The organism is Paenibacillus sp. JT22N7 (genome assembly GCF_059383875.1).
This window is the reverse complement of the sequence record NZ_JBXENY010000014.1, coordinates 1-19539: the sequence shown is the minus strand read 5'-3', so window position 1 is coordinate 19539 and position 19539 is coordinate 1. Positions and strand designations below refer to the sequence as shown.

The 19539-nt window shown below is 49.8% G+C and carries 18 protein-coding genes, 1 rRNA gene and 1 other RNA gene; 19 read left to right on the top strand and 1 reads right to left on the bottom strand.

Translation table 11 applies throughout. The annotated features are described in order from the left end of the window. Positions 1-368: 368 nt before the first annotated feature. The 4 genes from AC50Y5_RS29065 to AC50Y5_RS29050 are packed head-to-tail and all read left to right on the top strand — an operon-like array spanning position 369 to position 4881. Complete coding sequence (locus AC50Y5_RS29065) at positions 369-1415, top strand: SGNH/GDSL hydrolase family protein (protein WP_494864916.1); 1047 nt, start codon at positions 369-371, stop codon at positions 1413-1415. A 4-nt stretch (positions 1416-1419) separates the two neighbouring features. Further along, a complete protein-coding gene (locus tag AC50Y5_RS29060; protein ID WP_056037626.1) occupies positions 1420-2817 on the top strand; it encodes an MBOAT family O-acyltransferase in 1398 nt (465 codons plus the stop codon). A gap of 12 nt (positions 2818-2829) precedes the next feature. Then, complete coding sequence (locus AC50Y5_RS29055; protein ID WP_494864910.1) at positions 2830-3450, top strand: YdcF family protein; 621 nt, start codon at positions 2830-2832, stop codon at positions 3448-3450. Between the two features lie 51 nt (positions 3451-3501). Then, positions 3502-4881: an ABC transporter substrate-binding protein gene (locus tag AC50Y5_RS29050; RefSeq protein ID WP_056037632.1), complete on the top strand. Its 1380-nt coding sequence runs from the start codon at positions 3502-3504 to the stop codon at positions 4879-4881. Positions 4882-5008: 127 nt separating this feature from the next. Here AC50Y5_RS29050 and AC50Y5_RS29045 read toward each other — a convergent pair whose 3' ends face one another. Continuing rightward, positions 5009-6142 carry a S8 family peptidase gene (locus tag AC50Y5_RS29045; protein WP_056037635.1) on the bottom strand — a complete coding sequence of 378 codons (1134 nt, stop codon included), beginning with the start codon at positions 6140-6142 and terminating at the stop codon, positions 5009-5011. A gap of 411 nt (positions 6143-6553) precedes the next feature. On the opposite strand from AC50Y5_RS29045, the gene rpoE reads away from it, so the two are divergent. The 15 genes from rpoE to AC50Y5_RS28970 form a co-directional block, all read left to right on the top strand. After that, positions 6554-7126, top strand: a complete 573-nt coding sequence (gene rpoE / locus AC50Y5_RS29040) for a DNA-directed RNA polymerase subunit delta (protein ID WP_056037638.1) — start codon at positions 6554-6556, stop codon at positions 7124-7126. Between the two features lie 397 nt (positions 7127-7523). Next, complete coding sequence (gene pyrG, locus AC50Y5_RS29035) at positions 7524-9128, top strand: CTP synthase (protein ID WP_056037640.1); 1605 nt, start codon at positions 7524-7526, stop codon at positions 9126-9128. A gap of 139 nt (positions 9129-9267) precedes the next feature. Then, a complete protein-coding gene (locus AC50Y5_RS29030; protein WP_056037642.1) occupies positions 9268-9663 on the top strand; it encodes a response regulator in 396 nt (131 codons plus the stop codon). Positions 9664-10081: 418 nt separating this feature from the next. Further along, positions 10082-11341, top strand: a complete 1260-nt coding sequence (gene murA, locus AC50Y5_RS29025; protein WP_056037646.1) for a UDP-N-acetylglucosamine 1-carboxyvinyltransferase — start codon at positions 10082-10084, stop codon at positions 11339-11341. 131 nt (positions 11342-11472) lie between these two features. Then, the gene (gene rho, locus AC50Y5_RS29020) at positions 11473-12840 is read left to right on the top strand and encodes a transcription termination factor Rho (protein ID WP_056037649.1); all 1368 of its coding nucleotides are present in this window, start codon (positions 11473-11475) and stop codon (positions 12838-12840) included. Between the two features lie 22 nt (positions 12841-12862). After that, a complete protein-coding gene (locus tag AC50Y5_RS29015) occupies positions 12863-14119 on the top strand; it encodes a radical SAM family protein (protein WP_494864898.1) in 1257 nt (418 codons plus the stop codon). Positions 14120-14262: 143 nt separating this feature from the next. Further along, positions 14263-14460 (top strand): 50S ribosomal protein L31, encoded by a 198-nt coding sequence (rpmE, locus tag AC50Y5_RS29010; RefSeq protein ID WP_056037655.1) that lies wholly within the window; start codon positions 14263-14265, stop codon positions 14458-14460. Positions 14461-14546: 86 nt separating this feature from the next. Next, entirely contained in the window at positions 14547-14963 is a 417-nt protein-coding gene (locus AC50Y5_RS29005; protein WP_494864895.1) for a hypothetical protein, read from the top strand. Positions 14964-15097: 134 nt separating this feature from the next. After that, positions 15098-15365, top strand: an RNA gene (ffs, locus tag AC50Y5_RS29000) — signal recognition particle sRNA large type. 178 nt (positions 15366-15543) lie between these two features. After that, complete coding sequence (gene dnaX, locus AC50Y5_RS28995) at positions 15544-17331, top strand: DNA polymerase III subunit gamma/tau (protein ID WP_056037660.1); 1788 nt, start codon at positions 15544-15546, stop codon at positions 17329-17331. A gap of 22 nt (positions 17332-17353) precedes the next feature. Then, entirely contained in the window at positions 17354-17665 is a 312-nt protein-coding gene (locus AC50Y5_RS28990) for a YbaB/EbfC family nucleoid-associated protein (RefSeq protein WP_056037661.1), read from the top strand. A gap of 43 nt (positions 17666-17708) precedes the next feature. Further along, the gene (gene recR / locus AC50Y5_RS28985) at positions 17709-18308 is read left to right on the top strand and encodes a recombination mediator RecR (protein WP_046229552.1); all 600 of its coding nucleotides are present in this window, start codon (positions 17709-17711) and stop codon (positions 18306-18308) included. Positions 18309-18525: 217 nt separating this feature from the next. Beyond that, positions 18526-18819 carry a DUF2508 family protein gene (locus tag AC50Y5_RS28980; protein WP_494864893.1) on the top strand — a complete coding sequence of 98 codons (294 nt, stop codon included), beginning with the start codon at positions 18526-18528 and terminating at the stop codon, positions 18817-18819. Further along, positions 18816-19082, top strand: a complete 267-nt coding sequence (locus AC50Y5_RS28975; protein ID WP_235533203.1) for a pro-sigmaK processing inhibitor BofA family protein — start codon at positions 18816-18818, stop codon at positions 19080-19082. The genes AC50Y5_RS28980 and AC50Y5_RS28975 overlap by 4 nt, the downstream gene beginning before the upstream one ends. Positions 19083-19454: 372 nt before the next feature. Further along, positions 19455-19539, top strand: a 16S ribosomal RNA gene (locus tag AC50Y5_RS28970); the annotation flags it as partial.

The window sequence follows — 19539 nt, the reverse complement described above, 5'->3', positions numbered from 1 at the left end:
CAGTTATGCGGACAGGGAAGCCGCTATTCCCTTCAAAACCCCGAAAAACAAAGGGGAAATGGACCAATAGCGGCTCTGGTGTCCGGCTAGCGGATAAAAGGCGACATTTTACCGAAATAACGGCTCTGGTGTCCGCCAGCTCTACTATTCGTAGGGAACGATCACTTTCTAAACTGTCGTTTGGATTGCAGCTGCTTAACATCAGGTGATGCACAAAATATTTTTTTGAAATTGTGTGCTTCAATCTCGTGTTTTCTGATGCCACTTGTGATTTAGAACATCGAAAACAAAAGATTTAAGGTAGAAAGTAGAAAGTACAAGGTAGAAGGTATCTGCGCAGTGGAAGTTGATAATGGGGTGTGGGAATAATGAGGTACAAACTTGCGGGTAAAGCGCTGCTGGCCTTGCTAGTTGCGCTCGTGGCCTGGGAAGGCATTTTGGAGGTTACAACGATTCGTACGACAGGCTTCCAGCAGCATCCGGAACTGGGGCGCATCTTGAACCCGGGGCTGTATGTAAATGGGCAGGAAGGCTACGGCATCACTAAAATTTATGCGGAAGGCGCCATCGCACAGCCTTTCCCTGATCCCAATGAGACGGCCGCTGCCCGCAAGGCAGAGTACCGGATTTTGTTTTTGGGCGACTCCTATACGGAAGCGCTTCAAGTTGGCGATCAAGTGAAGTTTTTTCGCCAAGTGCAGACAAGGATGCCCGAGCTGGATTCCCGCAAGGTGATGACCTATGATGCTGGACGCAGCTCTGCCTCCCCTGCGCATTATGCCTATTTGGCGGACTTTTATAAGAAGCGGGTCGATCCGGATGCCGTTGTCATCCAAATTAATGAGAATGATCTCAAGGATTTATATGGTGAAAATACGAGCTACTATGCCAAGAAGGACGGAGACTCGTATAAGCTTGTCTTTAATGAAGACTTTATTAGCCGCAATGCGGTTGCCGCGAAGCTTCAAGCTCTTTACGGCTTGCTGCGGCTGTCGGTAGTGCGTGTTGGCTCGGACCACATGCAAAAGCTGCTGGAGAAGGACGATGCGGCAGCGGAAGAAACGAAAGGCTCGGACTTCACGCCTCAAGCGGGGGATGCAGAGCTGGTGAAGTGGATATTCGGAATTTTGAAGGAACAATATCCGCAGCTTGTTTTCGTTTTTTTACCGCAAATCGATTTTCAGTCGCCAGAGGATGAGCAGCAGCCGGGTTATTTTGAAGAGCTAGCCGAGCGTACGGCCAAGGAGCAGGGTATTCCGATGCTGAATATGAGACAGGATTTTGTGAAGGCCTATCAGGATACGGGGCTGCCAGCCTATGGCTTCTCCAACACTACGTATGGAACTGGGCATATGAACAGCTCGGGGCATGATTTAGTGAGCAAAGCAGTAGCGAATTATTTCGAAGGAAGATGAGAAAATGATATTTTCAAGCTGGGAGTATCTGCTGTTTTTTGCCGTAATGCTTATCCTGTTATCTACTATTAAAATACATGCGCTGAAAAAAGCAGTTTTGCTGATCGGCAGCTATTATTTTTACAGCGTATGGGATTACCGCTTCGTCCTGCTCGTGATCGTGATGACGCTTATAAACCATGTGAGTGCCGTGTCGATCGACCGGGCAACAGAGGCTGCGGTGCGCAAGCGCTGGCTCATATTCAGCGTCATTGCCAATCTAACAATTCTTGGCTTCTTCAAATATTTTAATTTTTTCATAGATTCGGCGAATGGCTTGCTGGATCAGTTTGGCATGACGTTTCCGCTGCTCTCGATCGTGCTGCCCGTGGGAATCTCGTTTATTACGTTCGAGGTAATGAGCTACACGATAGATGTGTACAAGCGCGACATTAAGCCGTCGTCCATTTGGGACTTCTCGCTTTTAATCGTGTTTTTTCCGCATTTGATCGCAGGGCCGATTCTCAAGCCGCGGCATTTTCTGCCGCAAATGGCCCGTGACATCGTCATCAAGCGCAGCAACTTAATTGAAGGCGGACAAATATTCATCTTTGGTCTAGTCAAAAAAATTATTATTGCCGATCATATGGCGATGTTTGTCGATCCGGTATTCGCAAGTCCCGGCGAATATTCGCCACTAACCGTATGGCTCGCCGTCATTGCGTATGCGGTGCAAATCTATTGCGATTTTTCCGGCTATTCCGACATGGCAATCGGTTCGGCAAAATGTATGGGCATCGACATTCCGCGCAACTTCAATATGCCGTACCTGTCCCGCAGCGTGACGGAATTTTGGCGGCGCTGGCATATTTCGCTGTCGTCTTGGCTGAGAGAATATTTGTATTTCTCGCTCGGCGGCAATCGCAAAGGGCCTATCCGTGCAAACATTAACCTCATTCTTGTAATGCTGCTTGGCGGCCTGTGGCACGGAGCGAGCTGGAATTTCGTATTCTGGGGGCTGCTGCACGGCCTTGCGCTCGTCATTCATAAGCTTTATTTCAACCATGTGCTCAAAAAACAGGAAATCAACCACTGGCTGTACCGAACGGCTGCATGGGCGCTTACATTTGTATTTGTCTGCATCACCTGGGTGTTCTTCCGCTCCCAAAGCTTTGAGCATTCTTGGCTGGTGCTGCGCAAAATGTTCCTCATCGACACCGGCGGCCTCATGTGGTTCTACCCTTATTTGGGCTTCGTACTTGTGCTTGTACTGGCCGGCCATATCGTTGGTGTACGGTTGAAAGATTACCCTCGCGTTAAGCTAACGACCTTTGGCGGCTTGTTTATTTTATTTTTCGTATTGCTCGCACTCCTATTGCTTATGCCAACAGCCTCCACACCATTTATTTATTTTCAGTTTTAAGGGGGACGAGGCGTGAAGCGGCAATGGAGTCGAAGGAAACGTGTCACCTTATGGACGCTCGGCATGCTGCTCGTTATGCTTGCGCTTGCCGTATGGCGCGCCGGCTACTTTTTGGCGGTTGCGCCGAACCCTGCTCCCTCGCAGGCGATCATTGTACTGAGCGGCGAAGAAGGGCGGCTGGCGAAGGGTCTGGAAGTTTTTCAGCAATATGGAGCAGAAGCACTCATTATTTCAAGCGCAAACGACCATTATATTCAAGAGGAGCTTCGCCTTGCTGTTTTGCCGCCAAGCGGGGTTTATTTGGAGACGCAGGCGCGAAGCACGAAAGAAAATGCGGCTTACGTACGGGAGCTTATGGACCAGCATGGGCTCAGCTCCGCTATTGTGGTCACCTCTGATTTTCATATGCGCCGCGCGAGGTATCTTTTTGAGCAAACGTTTGAGGATGGGCATTTTCGGCTCACCTATGCCAGCTACGAAAGTCCGCAGTTTAACGCCGCCAAATGGTGGAGCAGCAAAACCAGCCTGATGATCACGGGCAACGAATATATCAAGCTGGGCGGGAATTGGCTCGGTATCGATGGGAAGGAGGCCAAACGCCTGCTTAAACGCTTGAATAAAGCTGTATTCTGAATGGGACAACGACAGCTGCAGCCAGAATGATTTTACAATGGGGGTCTTGTGATGAAAAAAATGTGGGTGGTCCTTGCGCTGCTTGTGCTTGTGATAGGTATCTATCTGGCCTTCGGCCAAACGAAGCAGCAAGGTGCCTCTCCGGAAGCGTCTCCGTCAAAGCCTGCGGAGAAAATCAGCTTGTCCTTCTGGACGTATTACGGCGGCTGGGAGGACACGATTAAAGCCTTTAACGACCTGCATCCGGAGGTTACGATTAAGGTGACAGAGGTTACCTACGCCGATCAAGTTGAAAAATATACCGAAGCGCTTGCCTCAGGCAGCGTTCCCGATGTCATTATGCTCGATAGTGCCGCCTTTCCGAACTTTGGGGATAGCGACAAGCTGGAAAATTTGCTCGACGCTCCTTACAATGCTGGCGAGTACAAGGCTGGCTTCAGCCAGCCGCTGTGGGACAGCAACCTTTCGTTCGACGGAAAGCGCCTGATCGGCTGGCCGCTCTCCTCATCGCCAAAGGTGACCTATTACCGCGAGGATATTTTGAAAAAATACGGCTTCCCTACCGATCCGGAGAAGCTGGCGACGTATATGGATGACCCGGACAACTGGGTCAAGATGAACAATACGCTGCAAAATAAAGGCGTTCGCATTACGCAGTGGTACGGCGAGACGATAAATCTATTCGCCAGCGCCCAAAAGACCGGCTTGGTGAATGATAACCAGCAGTTCGCCTTCAATAATGATACGTTTGAGCAGGCGATTGCCCTGACGCAGCGCTTGAAGGAGCATGTGCCTGGCGTCAACATCTGGGAAGAGTCAGGTGAACAGGCAATTCGTGACGGCAAGCTGGCTATGGTGTACCTGGGCATCTGGGGGGATTCTGTGCTGGAGCAATGGGCGCCGGAAACGGCAGGCAAGTGGCGGCAAACCCGTCTGCCGCTGAAATTGAACGGCTGGGAGAACAGCTCCGTATTTCTGCTCCCTTCCGGCGGCAAGCATAAGGAGATGGCATGGGCGTTCATGAACTACGTCGTAACCGATCATGCGAAATACGGTCTCGGCAATGCGGTTCCGGCTTATGCTCCCGTGCTGAGCAAGAGCAGTCAGAAGCCGGAGCCTTCGACATTTTTAGGCGGGCAAATCGTTTATCCACTTAATGTAGAGCTCGCTAGCAAGATGCATGAGCGCAAATACACGGCGCTGGATAATGATGTGCAGAAGCTTTGGAATGAGCAGCTTGCCAAAGGCATGGAGAAAGGCTGGAAGCCGAAGACCATTCTGGATCAGGCTGAAAAAGAAATCAATCGCAGCCTTGCTGACCTAGCAAGCAAAGCTGGGGCCACAGCACCGGCGGCAGATGCAGCAGGCAACGCATCAACTGATGCTGCCGCAGCGTCTGAGGGCGCCTCCAGCGCGCCGGCGAAGCCTTAAATGGGGCTTGCGCCGCAGCGGTGCTGCACGGCTGCTAGCGGGCATGAGGGATGAAAGCAACAGACTGTACGCGCGAGCTGCAGTCTGATTTGCGTTAAGACAGCAGCAAGCGAAAAAGCCGCTGACCTCATCGGTCGGCGGCTTGCAGCATGCGCATAATATCAAGCTCCCCGATGAGCCGCTGGGCTTTGCTGCCCCTCAGCGGCTGGGTGGATCGCTTGAGTATCCATTTAATGTCGGCGGGCGATAGGCCCGGTTTATAGGCGAGCAGCAGCGCAATGGCGCCGCTGACATGAGAGGTTGCCATGGAGGTGCCGCTCATCTCATGGTATTTGCCGCGCAGCCATGAGGAAACGATTTTATCGCCAGGGGCGTAAATATCGATATGGGCACCACGATTGGTGAAGGGGGCGACGCGCCTAAGCCGTGTAGTCGCGCCTACAGAAATCGTTTGCGGATAACGGGCCGGATAATCAACCGAGCGGCGTTTTCCGTCGTTGCCTGATGAGGCGACTACTATGATTCCTGCGTTATAAGCATTGGTAATGGCGGTAAGCAGCGCTTTGCTGCGGGTTTTCATGCCGAAGCTCATATTGATAATGTTAACCCGGTTTCTTACGCACCAGTCAATGCCGAGTATTATGTCCGAGACGAAAGCGCTGCCGTTGTGGTCGAACGCTTTCACGGGATAAATCTGCGCACGCGGAGCGATGCCAATCATGCCCTGCATCTGATTGGCGGCTGCAATTGTTCCGGCAATATGGGTGCCATGTCCATTGTCATCATGCGGAAGCATGCTGCGGTTCAGCAAATTAATGCCGCGCGACAGCGACTGGCGCAGGTCGGGATGGCTGAAATCGACGCCGGTGTCAATGACGCCAATTTTAATGCGATGGCCGGTAGTCATGCCCCAGACTTGCGGAGCTTTGACATGCTGCACGCCCCAAGGAACTCCTTTTTCGGACATTAAGGATTTGGGTGTAGCGGCATGAACGGTAATGCGTCGATCTTCCTCAATCCATACCCCTGTGGAGAATCGGGCGAGGGTTTCTTCGACAGGCAGACGACAGGAAATAGCGCGTATGATGGGCATCTGTTTGACGGCTTTAAGCGCAGCCTTGCCATCCGGCAGCTCCGACCAGTCTTTTATAAAGCGCTGGTACTCGCTCTGATGGTAAAAACGGATAATGCGCTTTGGTGTTGTCTGCTCCGAGCTTGCCATCGCGCCTTGCAACCAATGGAGAAAAACGGTGGTGTCCAAATTTCGCGTCCCCTCCCGACGGACGATGCTGAGCTATTGTATGACGGAGAGGAGCAAGCTGCATGAGCCACTTGCCTTTTTTGATATAATTAGGCGTGAAACCGTGTCAAAATGCACAGTCGCACATAGGATGATGTAAGAGTTCTATGGGGCTCTTACCTCTCCGGAACGTTAGCGGCCAGCGCGGCCCGGATGGATACAGTCAGAGCGAAGGGATTCCTTCGCTTTTTATCCTGTTGTCCAAGCTGTGAAGAGCGGTTCAAGCCGCTCTAGCGCTAATAAATTCATTATCGCGGTGTGAGCTTTGTGGACAAGCGTTACAATGGATAGGCTGACGCTTGCTTTTTTGAAAGAAATAGGTTTTACTATAGTTTGATAATGAATGAAGATGGCAAGAGAGGATGTGTCCATATGAGCGGCAGCAACATCACTTTGAAGCTGGACCCTGAGCGGATTAAGGAAATGCCAATGGTTGATTTGGCATTTGAATTTCTTAAGACAGCTAATACGCCGTATTACTACCGTGATCTCATGATGGAGATTGCTAAAATACGCGGATTGTCTACGGATGGGATTAATCAGGTCATTGCACAAGTATATACTGAAATTAATATTGACGGCCGTTTCGCTTGCGTCGGCACAAATATGTGGGGCCTTAAGCGCTGGTATCCAGTAGAGCGCAGCGAAGATCCAATTTCCAACGCCAAACGCTCCAGAATCATTAACGACGACGACGATCTCGATGATGATGATCTGTTCGCGGATGAAGAAGAGGAAACTTACGCAGCGGACGAAGAGGACTACGATGTTTATGATGAAGATCGTGAGTTCGAGGAAGCTGAAGAAGAAGCCGAAGCAGACGAAGAAACCGGAATCGAAGGCGAAGAGCTGGAAGATGAAGAGGATGATTCGGATGAGGAGCTGGAAGACGGCGAGGAAGCGGACGATTTTGAAGAAGATGAAGAGGAAGAGGACGACAAGTAAGTCCTTGTTCACCCATGAATCGTGTAGGCTTGAAATCGAAGAAAGGGTAAGGAGGTTTCTTAACCATCCCTTCTATTTCTGGGCAGAACGCTCGCTGACGCCAAGTATGACAGGCAGCGCCGTTTATACTTGACAGGTTGTATACGTCAGAGTAAACTATTGCATGGGCTTTAGATTCGGTTAAGACAACCGCTTAATAATACGCCAAACGAAAAGTGCCCCGTACTCTACGGGTGTCACTTTTTTTGTTTGTAGAAGAACATGTTCGGCGACGGAAGGCTCCGGCTTTTCGTTTGATGATACAGATAAACCGCTGTGGCGCGAAAGCGCCTATGTTTATTGGATAGATTGGGAAACCTATAGGAATACACACTAGAGCTTGGAGGGTATTGGCACAGTGACAAAATATATTTTCGTAACCGGAGGCGTTGTCTCTTCTTTGGGTAAAGGGATTACAGCCGCATCGCTTGGTCGATTGTTGAAAAACAGAGGCCTCAAAGTAACGATTCAAAAGTTCGACCCGTACATTAACGTAGACCCGGGAACGATGAGCCCTTATCAGCACGGTGAAGTGTTTGTAACCGATGATGGCGCAGAGACGGATCTTGACCTTGGCCACTACGAGCGTTTCATCGATATCAACCTTTCCAAAAACAGCAATGTAACGACAGGCAAAATTTATTCTAACGTTATTACCAAAGAGCGCCGTGGCGATTACTTAGGTGGAACGGTGCAGGTTATCCCGCATATTACGAATGAAATCAAGGATCGTGTATTCCGCGCAGGCAAAGAATCGGCATCCGACGTTGTCATTACGGAGATCGGCGGTACGGTTGGCGATATCGAGAGCTTGCCATTCCTGGAAGCTATTCGTCAAATCAAGAGCGATATTGGCCGTGACAATGTGATGTATATTCACGTTACACTGATTCCATTTATTAAAGCTGCTGGTGAAGTGAAAACGAAGCCGACTCAGCACAGTGTAAAGGAGCTTCGCAGCATCGGCATCCAGCCGAACGTAATCGTATGCCGTACAGAGCATGCGATGGCTGAAGACCTGAAGCACAAAATCGCCTTGTTCTGCGATATTGATGCAAATGCAGTTGTGGAATGCCGCGACGCTTCCACGTTGTATGAAGTGCCTTTGATGCTTCGCGAGCAAGGCTTGGACGATATCGTCGTCAACCACTTGAAGCTCGGCACGAACGAGCCGGATATGACGGAGTGGACGAGCCTCGTTCAGCGCGTGAAGTCGCTGCACAAAACAACAGAAATCGCAATTGTTGGTAAATACGTAGCTTTGCATGATGCTTACCTCAGCATCGTGGAATCCCTTGCTCATGCAGGTATTGATGCAGATTCCGAAGTGAAAATCCGCTGGGTAAATGCGGAAGAGCTGACGGACAGCAATGTAGCAGACCGTTTGCAGGGCGTTCACGGCATTCTCGTGCCAGGTGGCTTTGGTGATCGTGGTATTGAAGGCAAAGTGATTGCCATTCGCCATGCTCGCGAACAGCAAGTGCCGTTCTTTGGTATTTGCCTTGGCATGCAAGTGGCCGTTATTGAATATGCACGTCATGTGGTTGGCCTTGATGGCGCCAACAGCTCGGAGATTAACCCATCGACGCCATACCCTGTTATTGACCTGCTGCCTGAGCAGAAGGACATTGAAGACATGGGCGGCACGATGCGTCTTGGCCTGTATCCTTGCAAGCTTATTCCAGGCTCGCTTGGTGCTACAGAATATGATGATGAGCTCGTCTATGAGCGTCACCGTCACCGGTACGAGTTCAACAATGAATTCCGCGAGCAAGTGGAAGCAGCTGGCTTGACCATTTCGGGAACTTCGCCGGATGGCAGACTGGTAGAAATGGTGGAAATGAAGGATCACCCTTGGTTCTTGGCCGTGCAATTCCACCCGGAATTCACTTCCCGACCTAATCGTCCACAGAAGCTGTTCCGCGGTTTTGTCCGCGCTGCGCTTGCGTTTTCGGAGAGATAGTGTATTCGTAACATAAATGTATAAACCGTCCAATTTTTTTCCTGGGGCAGAAGGATATTCCGACTTGATCCGCGAATATATTAACGATGATGGAAGAGCTGACCAATTGTTGTCGCTCTGTCGTGGGAGGTATTATATTTTGGAACAAAAGAAGCTATTAATAGTGGACGATCAGAATGGAATCCGTGTGCTTTTGATGGAAGTGTTCAGCAGCGAGGGTTATGCGACTTTTCAAGCCTCCAACGGCAAGCTTGCCTTGGAAATTGTGAAGAAGGAAAGCCCTGATTTGGTGCTGCTTGACATGAAGATTCCCGGGATGGACGGTTTAGAAATTTTAAAGCATGTGAAAGCCATTAATAAAGACATAAAAGTCATTATGATGACGGCTTATGGTGAGCTGGATATGATTAAGGAAGCGACCGATCTCGGAGCTCTGATGCATTTCACCAAACCGTTTGATATTGATGAAATGCGAATAGCGGTGAACATGCAGCTAGAAGGCGGTTCCAGCAGTCGTTTCGCGATAGGGTCCTGATTAGCGGGCCCTTTTTTATTATTCTACGGTTTGTACCTTGGCAAAAGAGCTTTACCATTCCTGACGCCATTATGGTATAATGGCTCAGAATCAAGCTGTTTATTTGTCTATCGCATTAGGTATTGGTAAAATAAATGTAAACACAGAGAACCAAGTGGCTTGCAGCTCTGCAATTCTCGAAAATGATGTCGGCGAATGGACAAGGCATTCATCCATGGAGGCACCTGGCTCCTGCTCGCTTTGCAAAGCAAGCCGTATTTCAAGAGAAAATCCGCTTGTTCGGAAGTAACAATCAAGCGTAACAACAGGAGCACGGGATGACGAACCGCCTTCTAACAGTGTGCATGCGGCGGCGTGTGCTCGCTGTGGCGGTTTTTCCTTTGTTCTCTTTCGATACAACGGGAGGACTACAAAATTGATGGAGAAATTGATGATACGCGGCGGACGTCCGCTGCAAGGAACGGTCCAAATCAGCGGTGCTAAGAACAGCGCCGTAGCGTTGGTTCCCGCTGCAATACTAGCGGAGTCCGAGGTTGTGCTGGACAATTTGCCTCATTTGAGTGATGTTGCTGTTTATAGCGAAATTTTGCAAGATCTTGGTGCGGTCATAGACTGGCAAGGCGACATGATGCGTATTGATCCTTCTAATCTTAAAGCAAAGCCTATGCCGAATGGAAAAGTTAAGCTGCTACGCGCTTCCTACTATTTGATGGGAGCGATGCTAGGACGCTTTGGAGAAGCCGTTATTGGCTTGCCTGGCGGCTGCAATTTTGAACCAAGGCCTATCGATCAGCATATTAAAGGCTTTGAAGCGCTGGGTGCAACTGTAACAAATGAGCATGGCTCGATGCGCATATCTGCGAAGCAGCTGCGGGGAGCGAAAATTTATCTTGATGTGGTAAGTGTAGGAGCAACGATCAACATTATGCTTGCGGCCTCTCGGGCCAAAGGCTCTACGATAATCGAAAACGCGGCAAAAGAGCCTGAAATTATAGATGTAGCTACTCTTCTCAATGCCATGGGCGCAAAAATCAAAGGGGCCGGCACGGAAACCATTCGGATTGAAGGAGTGGATAGCCTGCACGGCTGCCGCCACTCCATCATTCCTGATCGCATCCAAGCTGGAACTTACATGATTATCGCCGCGGCAACGCGTGGAGATGTCCTGATTGACAACGTCATCCCGAAGCATATGGAAGCTATGACGGCGAAGCTGGAGGAAATGGGCGTTACCGTATACGAAATGGATGAATCTATCCGCATCGTAGGCGCTCCAAAGTACAATGCCATTGATGTTAAAGCATTGGTTTATCCGGGCTTTGCGACCGATTTGCAGTCCCCTATGACGAGCTTGCTGACCCAAGCGAGCGGTGTAAGCATTTTAACCGACTATGTATACAGTAATCGTTTCAAGCATGTTCCTGAGCTTGCGCGCATGGGCGCTAACATTCGTGTTGAAGGAAGATCGGCCATTATTGAAGGCGGACCGCTTAACGCCGCTAAGGTACGAGCAGCAGATCTGCGCGCAGGCGCGGCGCTTGTTATTGCTGGATTGACTGTACCGGAAGGCATTACCGAAATAAGCGGTGTGGAATATATTGACCGTGGCTATGACCACTTGGTTGATAATTTGCGCAGACTAGGCGCCGATGTGTGGCGCGAGACGGAAACCTCCTAAATAGGCAGGAAGATTGGAGCTTGGCGCTGGTTCAATGGGATGAGGAATATCCGGCGCCAACTCTGGTATATACTGATAGATCGGAATATAGCGGTTTGCTGTACCATAAAACTGAATAAAGTGGTGAGAACATGACAGATCTTCAGATCGCCGATCTGGAAGAGTTGAAGCTGACGGATTTGTACAAGCTGGCGAAGCAGTATCAAATTCCGTATTATGGCCAACTCAAGAAGAAGGAATTGATTTTCGCAATATTGCGGGCCCAGGCTGAGAAAAGCGGCCTGATGTTCATGCAAGGCGTCCTGGAAATTTTGCCGGAAGGCTTCGGCTTTCTTAGGCCTATCAACTATTTGCCAAGCAAAGAGGATATTTATATTTCGGCTTCCCAAATTCGCAAGTTCGATCTTCGTACGGGCGATCTCGTATCCGGCAAATGCCGGCTTCCGAAAGATTCGGAGAAATACTTTGGTTTGCTGCAAGTAAATGCAGTTAATGGGACGAGTCCTGAACTCGCAGCTGAACGGTTACATTTTCCCGCATTGACTCCTCTTTTTCCACAGAAAAAACTGGTGCTTGAGACGGCATCCTCTAAACTTTCCACACGAATTATGGATTTAATTGCGCCTGTTGGACTTGGCCAGCGTGGACTCATTGTTGCACCTCCGAAAGTCGGCAAAACGTTGCTTCTCAAAGAGATTGCCAACAGCATTTCTACCAATCATCCTGAAATCGAGCTGTTCGTACTGCTTATTGATGAACGGCCTGAGGAAGTAACGGATATGCAGCGTTCGGTTAAGGGCGAAGTCATCGCTTCCACTTTCGATGAAGTGCCGGAAAATCATATTAAGGTAACAGAGCTTGTCTTGGAGAGAGCGCTGCGACTGGTGGAGCATAAGAAGGATGTAGTTATTTTGATGGATAGCATCACGCGTCTGGCTCGTGCCTACAACTTGGTAGTGCCGCCATCCGGCCGTACGCTGAGCGGTGGTATTGACCCTGCTGCATTTCATCGTCCGAAGCGGTTTTTCGGTGCGGCGCGGAATGTGGAAGAAGGCGGAAGCTTGACGATCCTCGCGACAGCGCTTGTGGAGACAGGCTCGCGTATGGATGACATCATTTATGAAGAGTTTAAAAGTACCGGCAATATGGAGCTGCACCTGGACAGAAAACTGGCTGAACGCCGGATTTTCCCAGCGCTGGATATCCGCAGATCGGGCACGCGCCGAGAAGAAATGCTCCTGACGCAAGAAGAACTGGAGAAGCTATGGGTAGTTCGCAAAAATATGAACGATTCCATCGAGTTCGTTGACGGCTTCCTCAAAAAGCTGAAAAACAGCGAAACGAATAGTGAATTTCTCATGTCGCTCGATTCCATGCCAGAGACGAAGCCGCCGCAGCGCAGCAGCACGATCAAAAGCAGCAGTACCAGTTCGTCGTCATCATCAACGCCAGCGGCTGGACGCCGTTCGGCAGCCCCTCGCACGACGCATAGCTCATAGCGCTGCCTGAAAGGAGAACATCATGAATCTTGTATATGCTGATGAGCAAGGAAATGTCTTTGATCATCCTCACTATATAGCTTTAGGCCGCAGCGGCGATATGATTGTCGAAATGATGGAGGACGAGCTCATTCCGTTGCCGGAAGGGGCGACGCTTGTAAGCTTGCCATTTACGAAGGCGGTTGGCCTGAACCCGGATACGGGCGAAATGCAGCTGCTTCCAGGCAATAAGCAGGCGGTAGGCGCACTTTTGCCGCAAGGCTTTACGCGGCTTGCCCTGCCAGGCTATGTCAAAGCGGATAAAAATGAAAAGCTGCCTTTGTTCGGTTATACGGCTGTCGTATGGAAAAACAATGGCTTCTATGTTGCAGCTGAGCAGTGCGATGATCCGGAGCGCTGGGATCCGCTCAATTGCGACCGCGATGAGGTAAAGCAGCAAGTCGAGCGCATCACGTCCAAATATCCAGAAAATCGTCTGTACAAGCATTTGTCGAACTGTGCACTGGGGTATGAATGCTTGACGTCGTCCAATACGTTCCTGCAGCGCTGGGAAGGTGCGGTTCCGGTATCGTATTCGTGCAATGCGGGTTGTTTTGGCTGTATTTCCGAACAGCCGGATGACAGCGGCTTTGTTGCTCCGCAAACCCGGATGAATTTCAAGCCGACGGTGGACGAAGTGACGGAGATTATGCTGGAGCATCTTCGCCATGAAGATTCCATTATTAGCTTCGGCCAAGGCTGCGAAGGCGAACCTTCAACGCAGGTGCGGATTATTGTCGATGCGATGCGCCGGGTGAGAAGCCAGACGTCGCTTGGCTACATTAACATTAATACGAACGCTGGGCTGACAGATCACATCCGTGCCATTGTTGATGCGGGACTGAATTTGATGCGTGTGAGCACCATCAGTGCGCTTGATGACCATTACAATGCCTACTACAAGCCGCGTGGCTATACGCTCGCCAATGTAGAGAAGTCGTTGAAATATGCGGCGGACAAGGGTGTTTATACGTCGATCAACTATTTGATTTTTCCTGGTGTGACGGATCGTGAGGAAGAGATGGAGGCCATGATCGGCTTTGTAAAGCGGACCGGCCTTAAGCTTATCCAAATGCGGAACCTGAACATCGACCCGGAAAGCTATTTGTCCTTGATTCCGCCGGCACAAGGCGAAATTTATGGAATGAAGCAGATGCTGGAAATTTTCCGCGACGAGCTGCCAGATGTCGTAATTGGCTCATTCACGCATGTTCCGCCTGCGAGCTTAATTCAATCTTGATGCCCCAGAAGGAGCGGTTGTTCCGGTGACGGACAGCTCCTTCTTTTGTATTTTACAACAAGGACGGGGCTATGCTATAATGCAGAGATGTATGACTTAATTCTGGGTCCGCCTGTGGCTCAGGGCAGAAAGAGGTGAAAGAGATGAAACAAGCTATTCATCCGACATACCATATCACTACAGCAACTTGCGCTTGTGGTAACACTTTCGAGACTGGTTCCATTAAACAGAACCTTCGTGTAGAGATTTGTTCCCAATGCCACCCATTCTATACGGGTAAGCAGAAGTTCCTGGATGTGGGCGGCCGCGTCGATCGTTTCAAAAAGAAATACGGCATCTAATTGCTGTGATGTCTATTTTGTCTATATTTGGCAGAATACAAGAACCTCCCGTAGCCATTCTAATGGTTATAAGGGAGGTTTTTTTGATGAGATTGAACCAGAGCGTATTGCCTTTAAAAAGCTCGCGCATGCTGTTATTGGCAGGTGTCTTGCTGCTGGCAGCGTCAAGTGCTGCCGGCTGTGGCCAGCCTGATCATAAACAGCAGATGCAATCCTATGGCCATGACGGTTATATGGGGCTGTCCAACAGCAACCCGAACATACCGAATAAGCATTCGTATTTAAATTATGGCTCAGACGGCAAGTTCGTCGGCGAGTTGATTAAGAAGATGGACGGCGTTCAAAAAAGCTGGATTCATTTTAACGGGGAGCATCTGGTCGTTCATTTGACTGCCAAGCCGGGCATGTCCGATGCACAGGTGAAGCAGCTTCAGCATAAAGCAGAGGAGACTTTGCAATATAATATGCCGCGCTATGAGGTGCGGGTCAAAACGAGCCGATAATACCCGTTTTTAAGCGAAACGGCGCCTTTCGTCAAGGAAAGGGCAAGCTGTTCACGCTTGATGACAAGGCGCATTTTATGTCTTGTCCTCAGAAAAGTTGCGCTTTGTAACATTATCAGCTATACTTATTTTTGCCGTGCTAGATGGGGAGTTAGCGGTGCCCTGTAACTCGCAATCCGCTTTAGCGAGGTTGAATTCCTGTTTGAGGTTATGTCTATGCGGGGTTTGGCGCTTGCGAGCAGTGTTGACAGTTGGGTCCTCCGCAATGGACGCTTGTGAACTCGGTCAGGTCCGGAAGGAAGCAGCCGTAAGTAAGTTAGTTCATGTGCCGGGGGAGTGCCTGGCTCGAGCTGTGGTGCAAGAGTGCCGCCTGGGTTACATTAATCAAGGGCAGGTGCACGGTATTAAAGTTTTATATTACGGATGTTAACAGACACCGGCGACGCTTTTCGATGAACTCGAATGGTGCTGCGGGTGTTTTTTGTTTGGCTTGAGGCTTTGATGATGTATAATAAGAGATAGAGTATTATAGAGTATTTTTGCAGAATTCCTGTAAGGAAACAAGAAGGGAACGGTCCATGTGACTCATATTGCCTTGTACCGTGCCTGGCGTCCCCAGACGTTTCGGGACATGGTGGGACAACAGCATATTGTGCAGACGCTGCAAAATGCGATAAAAGAGGATCGCGTTTCGCATGCCTATTTGTTCAACGGTCCCCGGGGGACGGGGAAGACGACGACAGCTAAGGTATTGGCGAAAGCAGTCAATTGTGAATCCGGCCCGGCAGTGGAGCCCTGCAACGAATGCGACGCATGCCGCGGTATTACAGCTGGTCATATTATGGATGTTGTGGAGATTGACGCTGCCTCCAACCGGGGCATCGACGAAATTCGCGATATTCGGGATAAGGTGCGCTACGCCCCATCTGAAGTGAGATATAAAGTGTACATTATTGATGAGGTGCACATGCTTACTTCAGAGGCATTCAATGCTTTGCTCAAAACATTGGAAGAGCCGCCTGCACATGTTATCTTTATATTAGCAACAACTGAACCGCATAAGCTTCCTGCAACGATTATTTCTCGCTGCCAGCGTTTTGATTTTCGGCAGGTGTCGCTTGCAGAGCAATCGGAGCGGCTTCATGAGATTTGCAAGGAAGAAGGCATTACCGCCGAAGATGATGCGATTGCTTATATTGCAAGGCTGTCAGAAGGCGGCATGCGTGACGCGATCAGCCTGCTGGAGCAGGTAGCAGCTTTTGGAGGCGGAAGCATTACGCTCGACGGCGCTGTCGATGTGACGGGCGGAATGGCGGCCGACCAGTTCTACGAGCTCGCGGAAGCGGTTCGCGACCGTGATGTTGGTGCTGTGATGCCACTTGTCGAAAGCTTGACGCAAGCGGGCAAAAGCGCGGATAAGTGCATGGAAAACCTGATTTATTATTTCAGGGATTTGCTTGTGCTCAAGCTTGCCCCGCAAGGCGGAGCGGCGACGGAACGCGTCGTTGATGCAGAACGCTTCCAGGCAATGGCGGATGCTTTTACGCCGGACCGCCTGTTTCGCATGATTGATACGCTGAACAGCTATCAATCCGAAATGAAGCATGCTGCTCAATCGCAGACGCTGTTTGAAGTCGCGTTGATGAAAATTTGCACCATCGGCGATAGCCGCGAAAGCGCATCTGCGGGGGACGCTGCCCAGCCATCTGGTGGGACGGCGAGTTCTTCCGCAGAGGTGGGCCGTCTGCGCCAGCAGGTGGAGCAGCTTGAGCATAAGCTGGAGCAGCTGCTGCAAAATGGCGTTCCAGCTGCTGGCGGAGGAGCGTCTGCCAGCGGCGCAGCGGCTCGGGCTGGGGCGAATGGCAATCGTCCTGCCTTTAATAACCGCAGCGGCGGCTCTAACTCGGTATCTGTTCGGACGCCAGTTAAGCTGGGGCCATATTTATCCGCTGCTGGCAGCAGTGAAACGGGGCAAGTTCGCATGAAGTGGAGCGAGCTGCTGCAGCGGGTGAAGGAAACCAAAATCACGGTTCATGCGTGGTTGATGGATGGCGAGCCGGTATCCGTTGTGGACGGCAACGTATTGGTTGCTTTCAAAAATACGATGCACCGAGAAACAACGGAGAAGCCGACGCATAAAGAAATTATTGAGCGGGTTATGCAAAGTGTGTTTGGGCAGCCCCTTCAGCTTGCAACGGTTATGATTAAAGAATGGCAATCGGCCACCGATAATGGTTCAGGAACGCCGGACGAAGCGTTTGAACTGCAATCGGATATGCCGGACGCAGCACCAGCCCAGCCTAAATGGGTAGAAGAAGCGGTTAAGCTTTTTGGTGAAGAGCTCGTCGTTGTGAAAGAGGATTTTTAACTATAAATAAGAGGTGATTATAATGAACAATATGAATCAAATGATGAAGCAAGTGAAGAAGATGCAAGAGCAAATGATGAAAGCACAGGAAGAGCTTGTCCACAAAACCGTTGAAGGCACAGCAGGCGGCGGCGTAGTTAACGTTACCGTAAACGGCCACAAAAAAGTTCTTGATATTACAATTAAACCGGAAGCTGTCGATCCGGAAGATGTTGAAATGCTGCAGGATTTGATTATTACAGCTGTAAACGATGCCTTGTCAAAAGTGGACGATGTCGCGAACCAGGACATGGGCAAATTTACAGGTGGCATGAAAATCCCAGGCTTGTTCTAAAAACAAGCCGCAGCTCGTTCTGATTTGAAAGGAGCTACACCTGTTGCATTATCCCGAACCGATAGCGAAGTTGATTGACAGTTTCACCAGGCTGCCGGGTATTGGACCGAAAACAGCTGCAAGACTGGCTTTCTATGTGCTTCGCATGAAGGAAGACGATGTCATTGATTTTGCTAAAGCGCTCGTGAGCGTGAAGCGCAATCTGACTTATTGCTCCATCTGCTGCAATATAACCGATACGGACCCTTGCCGTATTTGCCAAGATAAGCTCAGGGACAACTCCGTCATTTGCGTCGTACAAGAATCGAAAGATTTGGTGGCGATGGAGCGGACGAAGGAGTTCATGGGGCATTATCATGTGCTGCAAGGGGCAATCTCTCCTATGGAGGGAATTGGTCCGGATCAGATCAAAATTGCCGAGCTGCTGCGCCGCCTCAGTGATGAGCGAGTACAGGAACTTATTCTGGCGACCAATCCGAATGTCGAAGGAGAAGCAACCGCTATGTATATATCGCGGCTGGTGAAACCTTTTGGCATACGGGTCACGCGAATCGCTCACGGCTTGCCGGTTGGCGGCGATTTGGAATATGCCGATGAAGTTACGCTGTCCAAAGCACTGGAAGGCCGCAGAGAGCTGGGTTAAAGTAGGCAAAGCTGTTCTTATCGTTCAAAACGATAGGGGCAGCTTTTTTTATATGAAGTATACATAGGGTTGGTGCGTATAGCGTATTGCCTTTTCGTTTAGAAAGCTGCTGCGGCTGATTGATCTCGGTGCTAGTTCTATTTGCAAGGCTCCCCGCTTATATATGGAATAAAGGCAGCCTTGGCTTTTGAATGGACAAGCGGGAGGTCGTGAGGGAATGAAGCAGCTCAATAAATGGAGAATCGGCAGTAAGACAGCGGAGAAAAAGTCGGTTAATGGGGCTCAAGCGGAGATGGATGCCCTGCAGTGGACCGACCGGCTGCGCCAGGAAATTTATGAGGCCCATCTGGAATGGGAAAATGCAAACCGTTTTTTTGACTATGCTTTGGGCAAAGATCAGATTGATTATGCGATATACGCCATTATTACGGCTGAAAAGCGATATGACTCTTTGCTCCGCACCGCCAAAAGAGCTTGCAAGAGCTGGTCGGAATGGAGGGCGGTCCAATGATGAATACGATCCTACTCGTGGTTCTGGTATTCTCTTCGGTTGCACTGCTTGCGGTAATTGTTCGACATCGTCTTTCATGGTCATGGGCAAAAAGCTTCACCTTGCACTTGATAAGTGCTTGCGCAGTTCTTTATTTGCTGAATTACTCCGGTCTTATTTCTGATATTAAAATCCCCATTAATCCGGCGACGATATCAACGGTGGTCGTACTCGGTATTCCGGGTATTGCGCTTATTGTAGGCCTGCAGCACATAATGGTGTAGTTATCCGCAAGCAGCGGAAGGCAATGTTTATGGACTAAAGGTGATCAGGACAAGCCTGGAATAAGGGCTTTCCTGATTTTTTTGCGTTTGGGTTGACTTGTTCTTATGGTTCATGGTATTCTATATCTCGCGTCAAGGGCAGGTACATACGGGGTTGAAAAACACCGAAAAAGTTTTTTGAAAAAAGTACTTGCAATTGCCTAGGCGCCTGTGATATATTATATGAGTCGCCGCTGAGACATACGGCAGACACGAACGAAACGCAAGCAAGAGAAATTGTTCTTTGAAAACTGAACAACGAGTGAAACTGCCACATTAACTTAGTTAATGTAAAGCGATACAAAAAAAGTAATGAGCAAGTCAAACAACACCTAAATGGAGAGTTTGATCCTGGCTCAGGACGAACGCTGGCGGCGTGCCTAATACATGCAAGTCGAGCGGAGTTGATGGAGTGCTT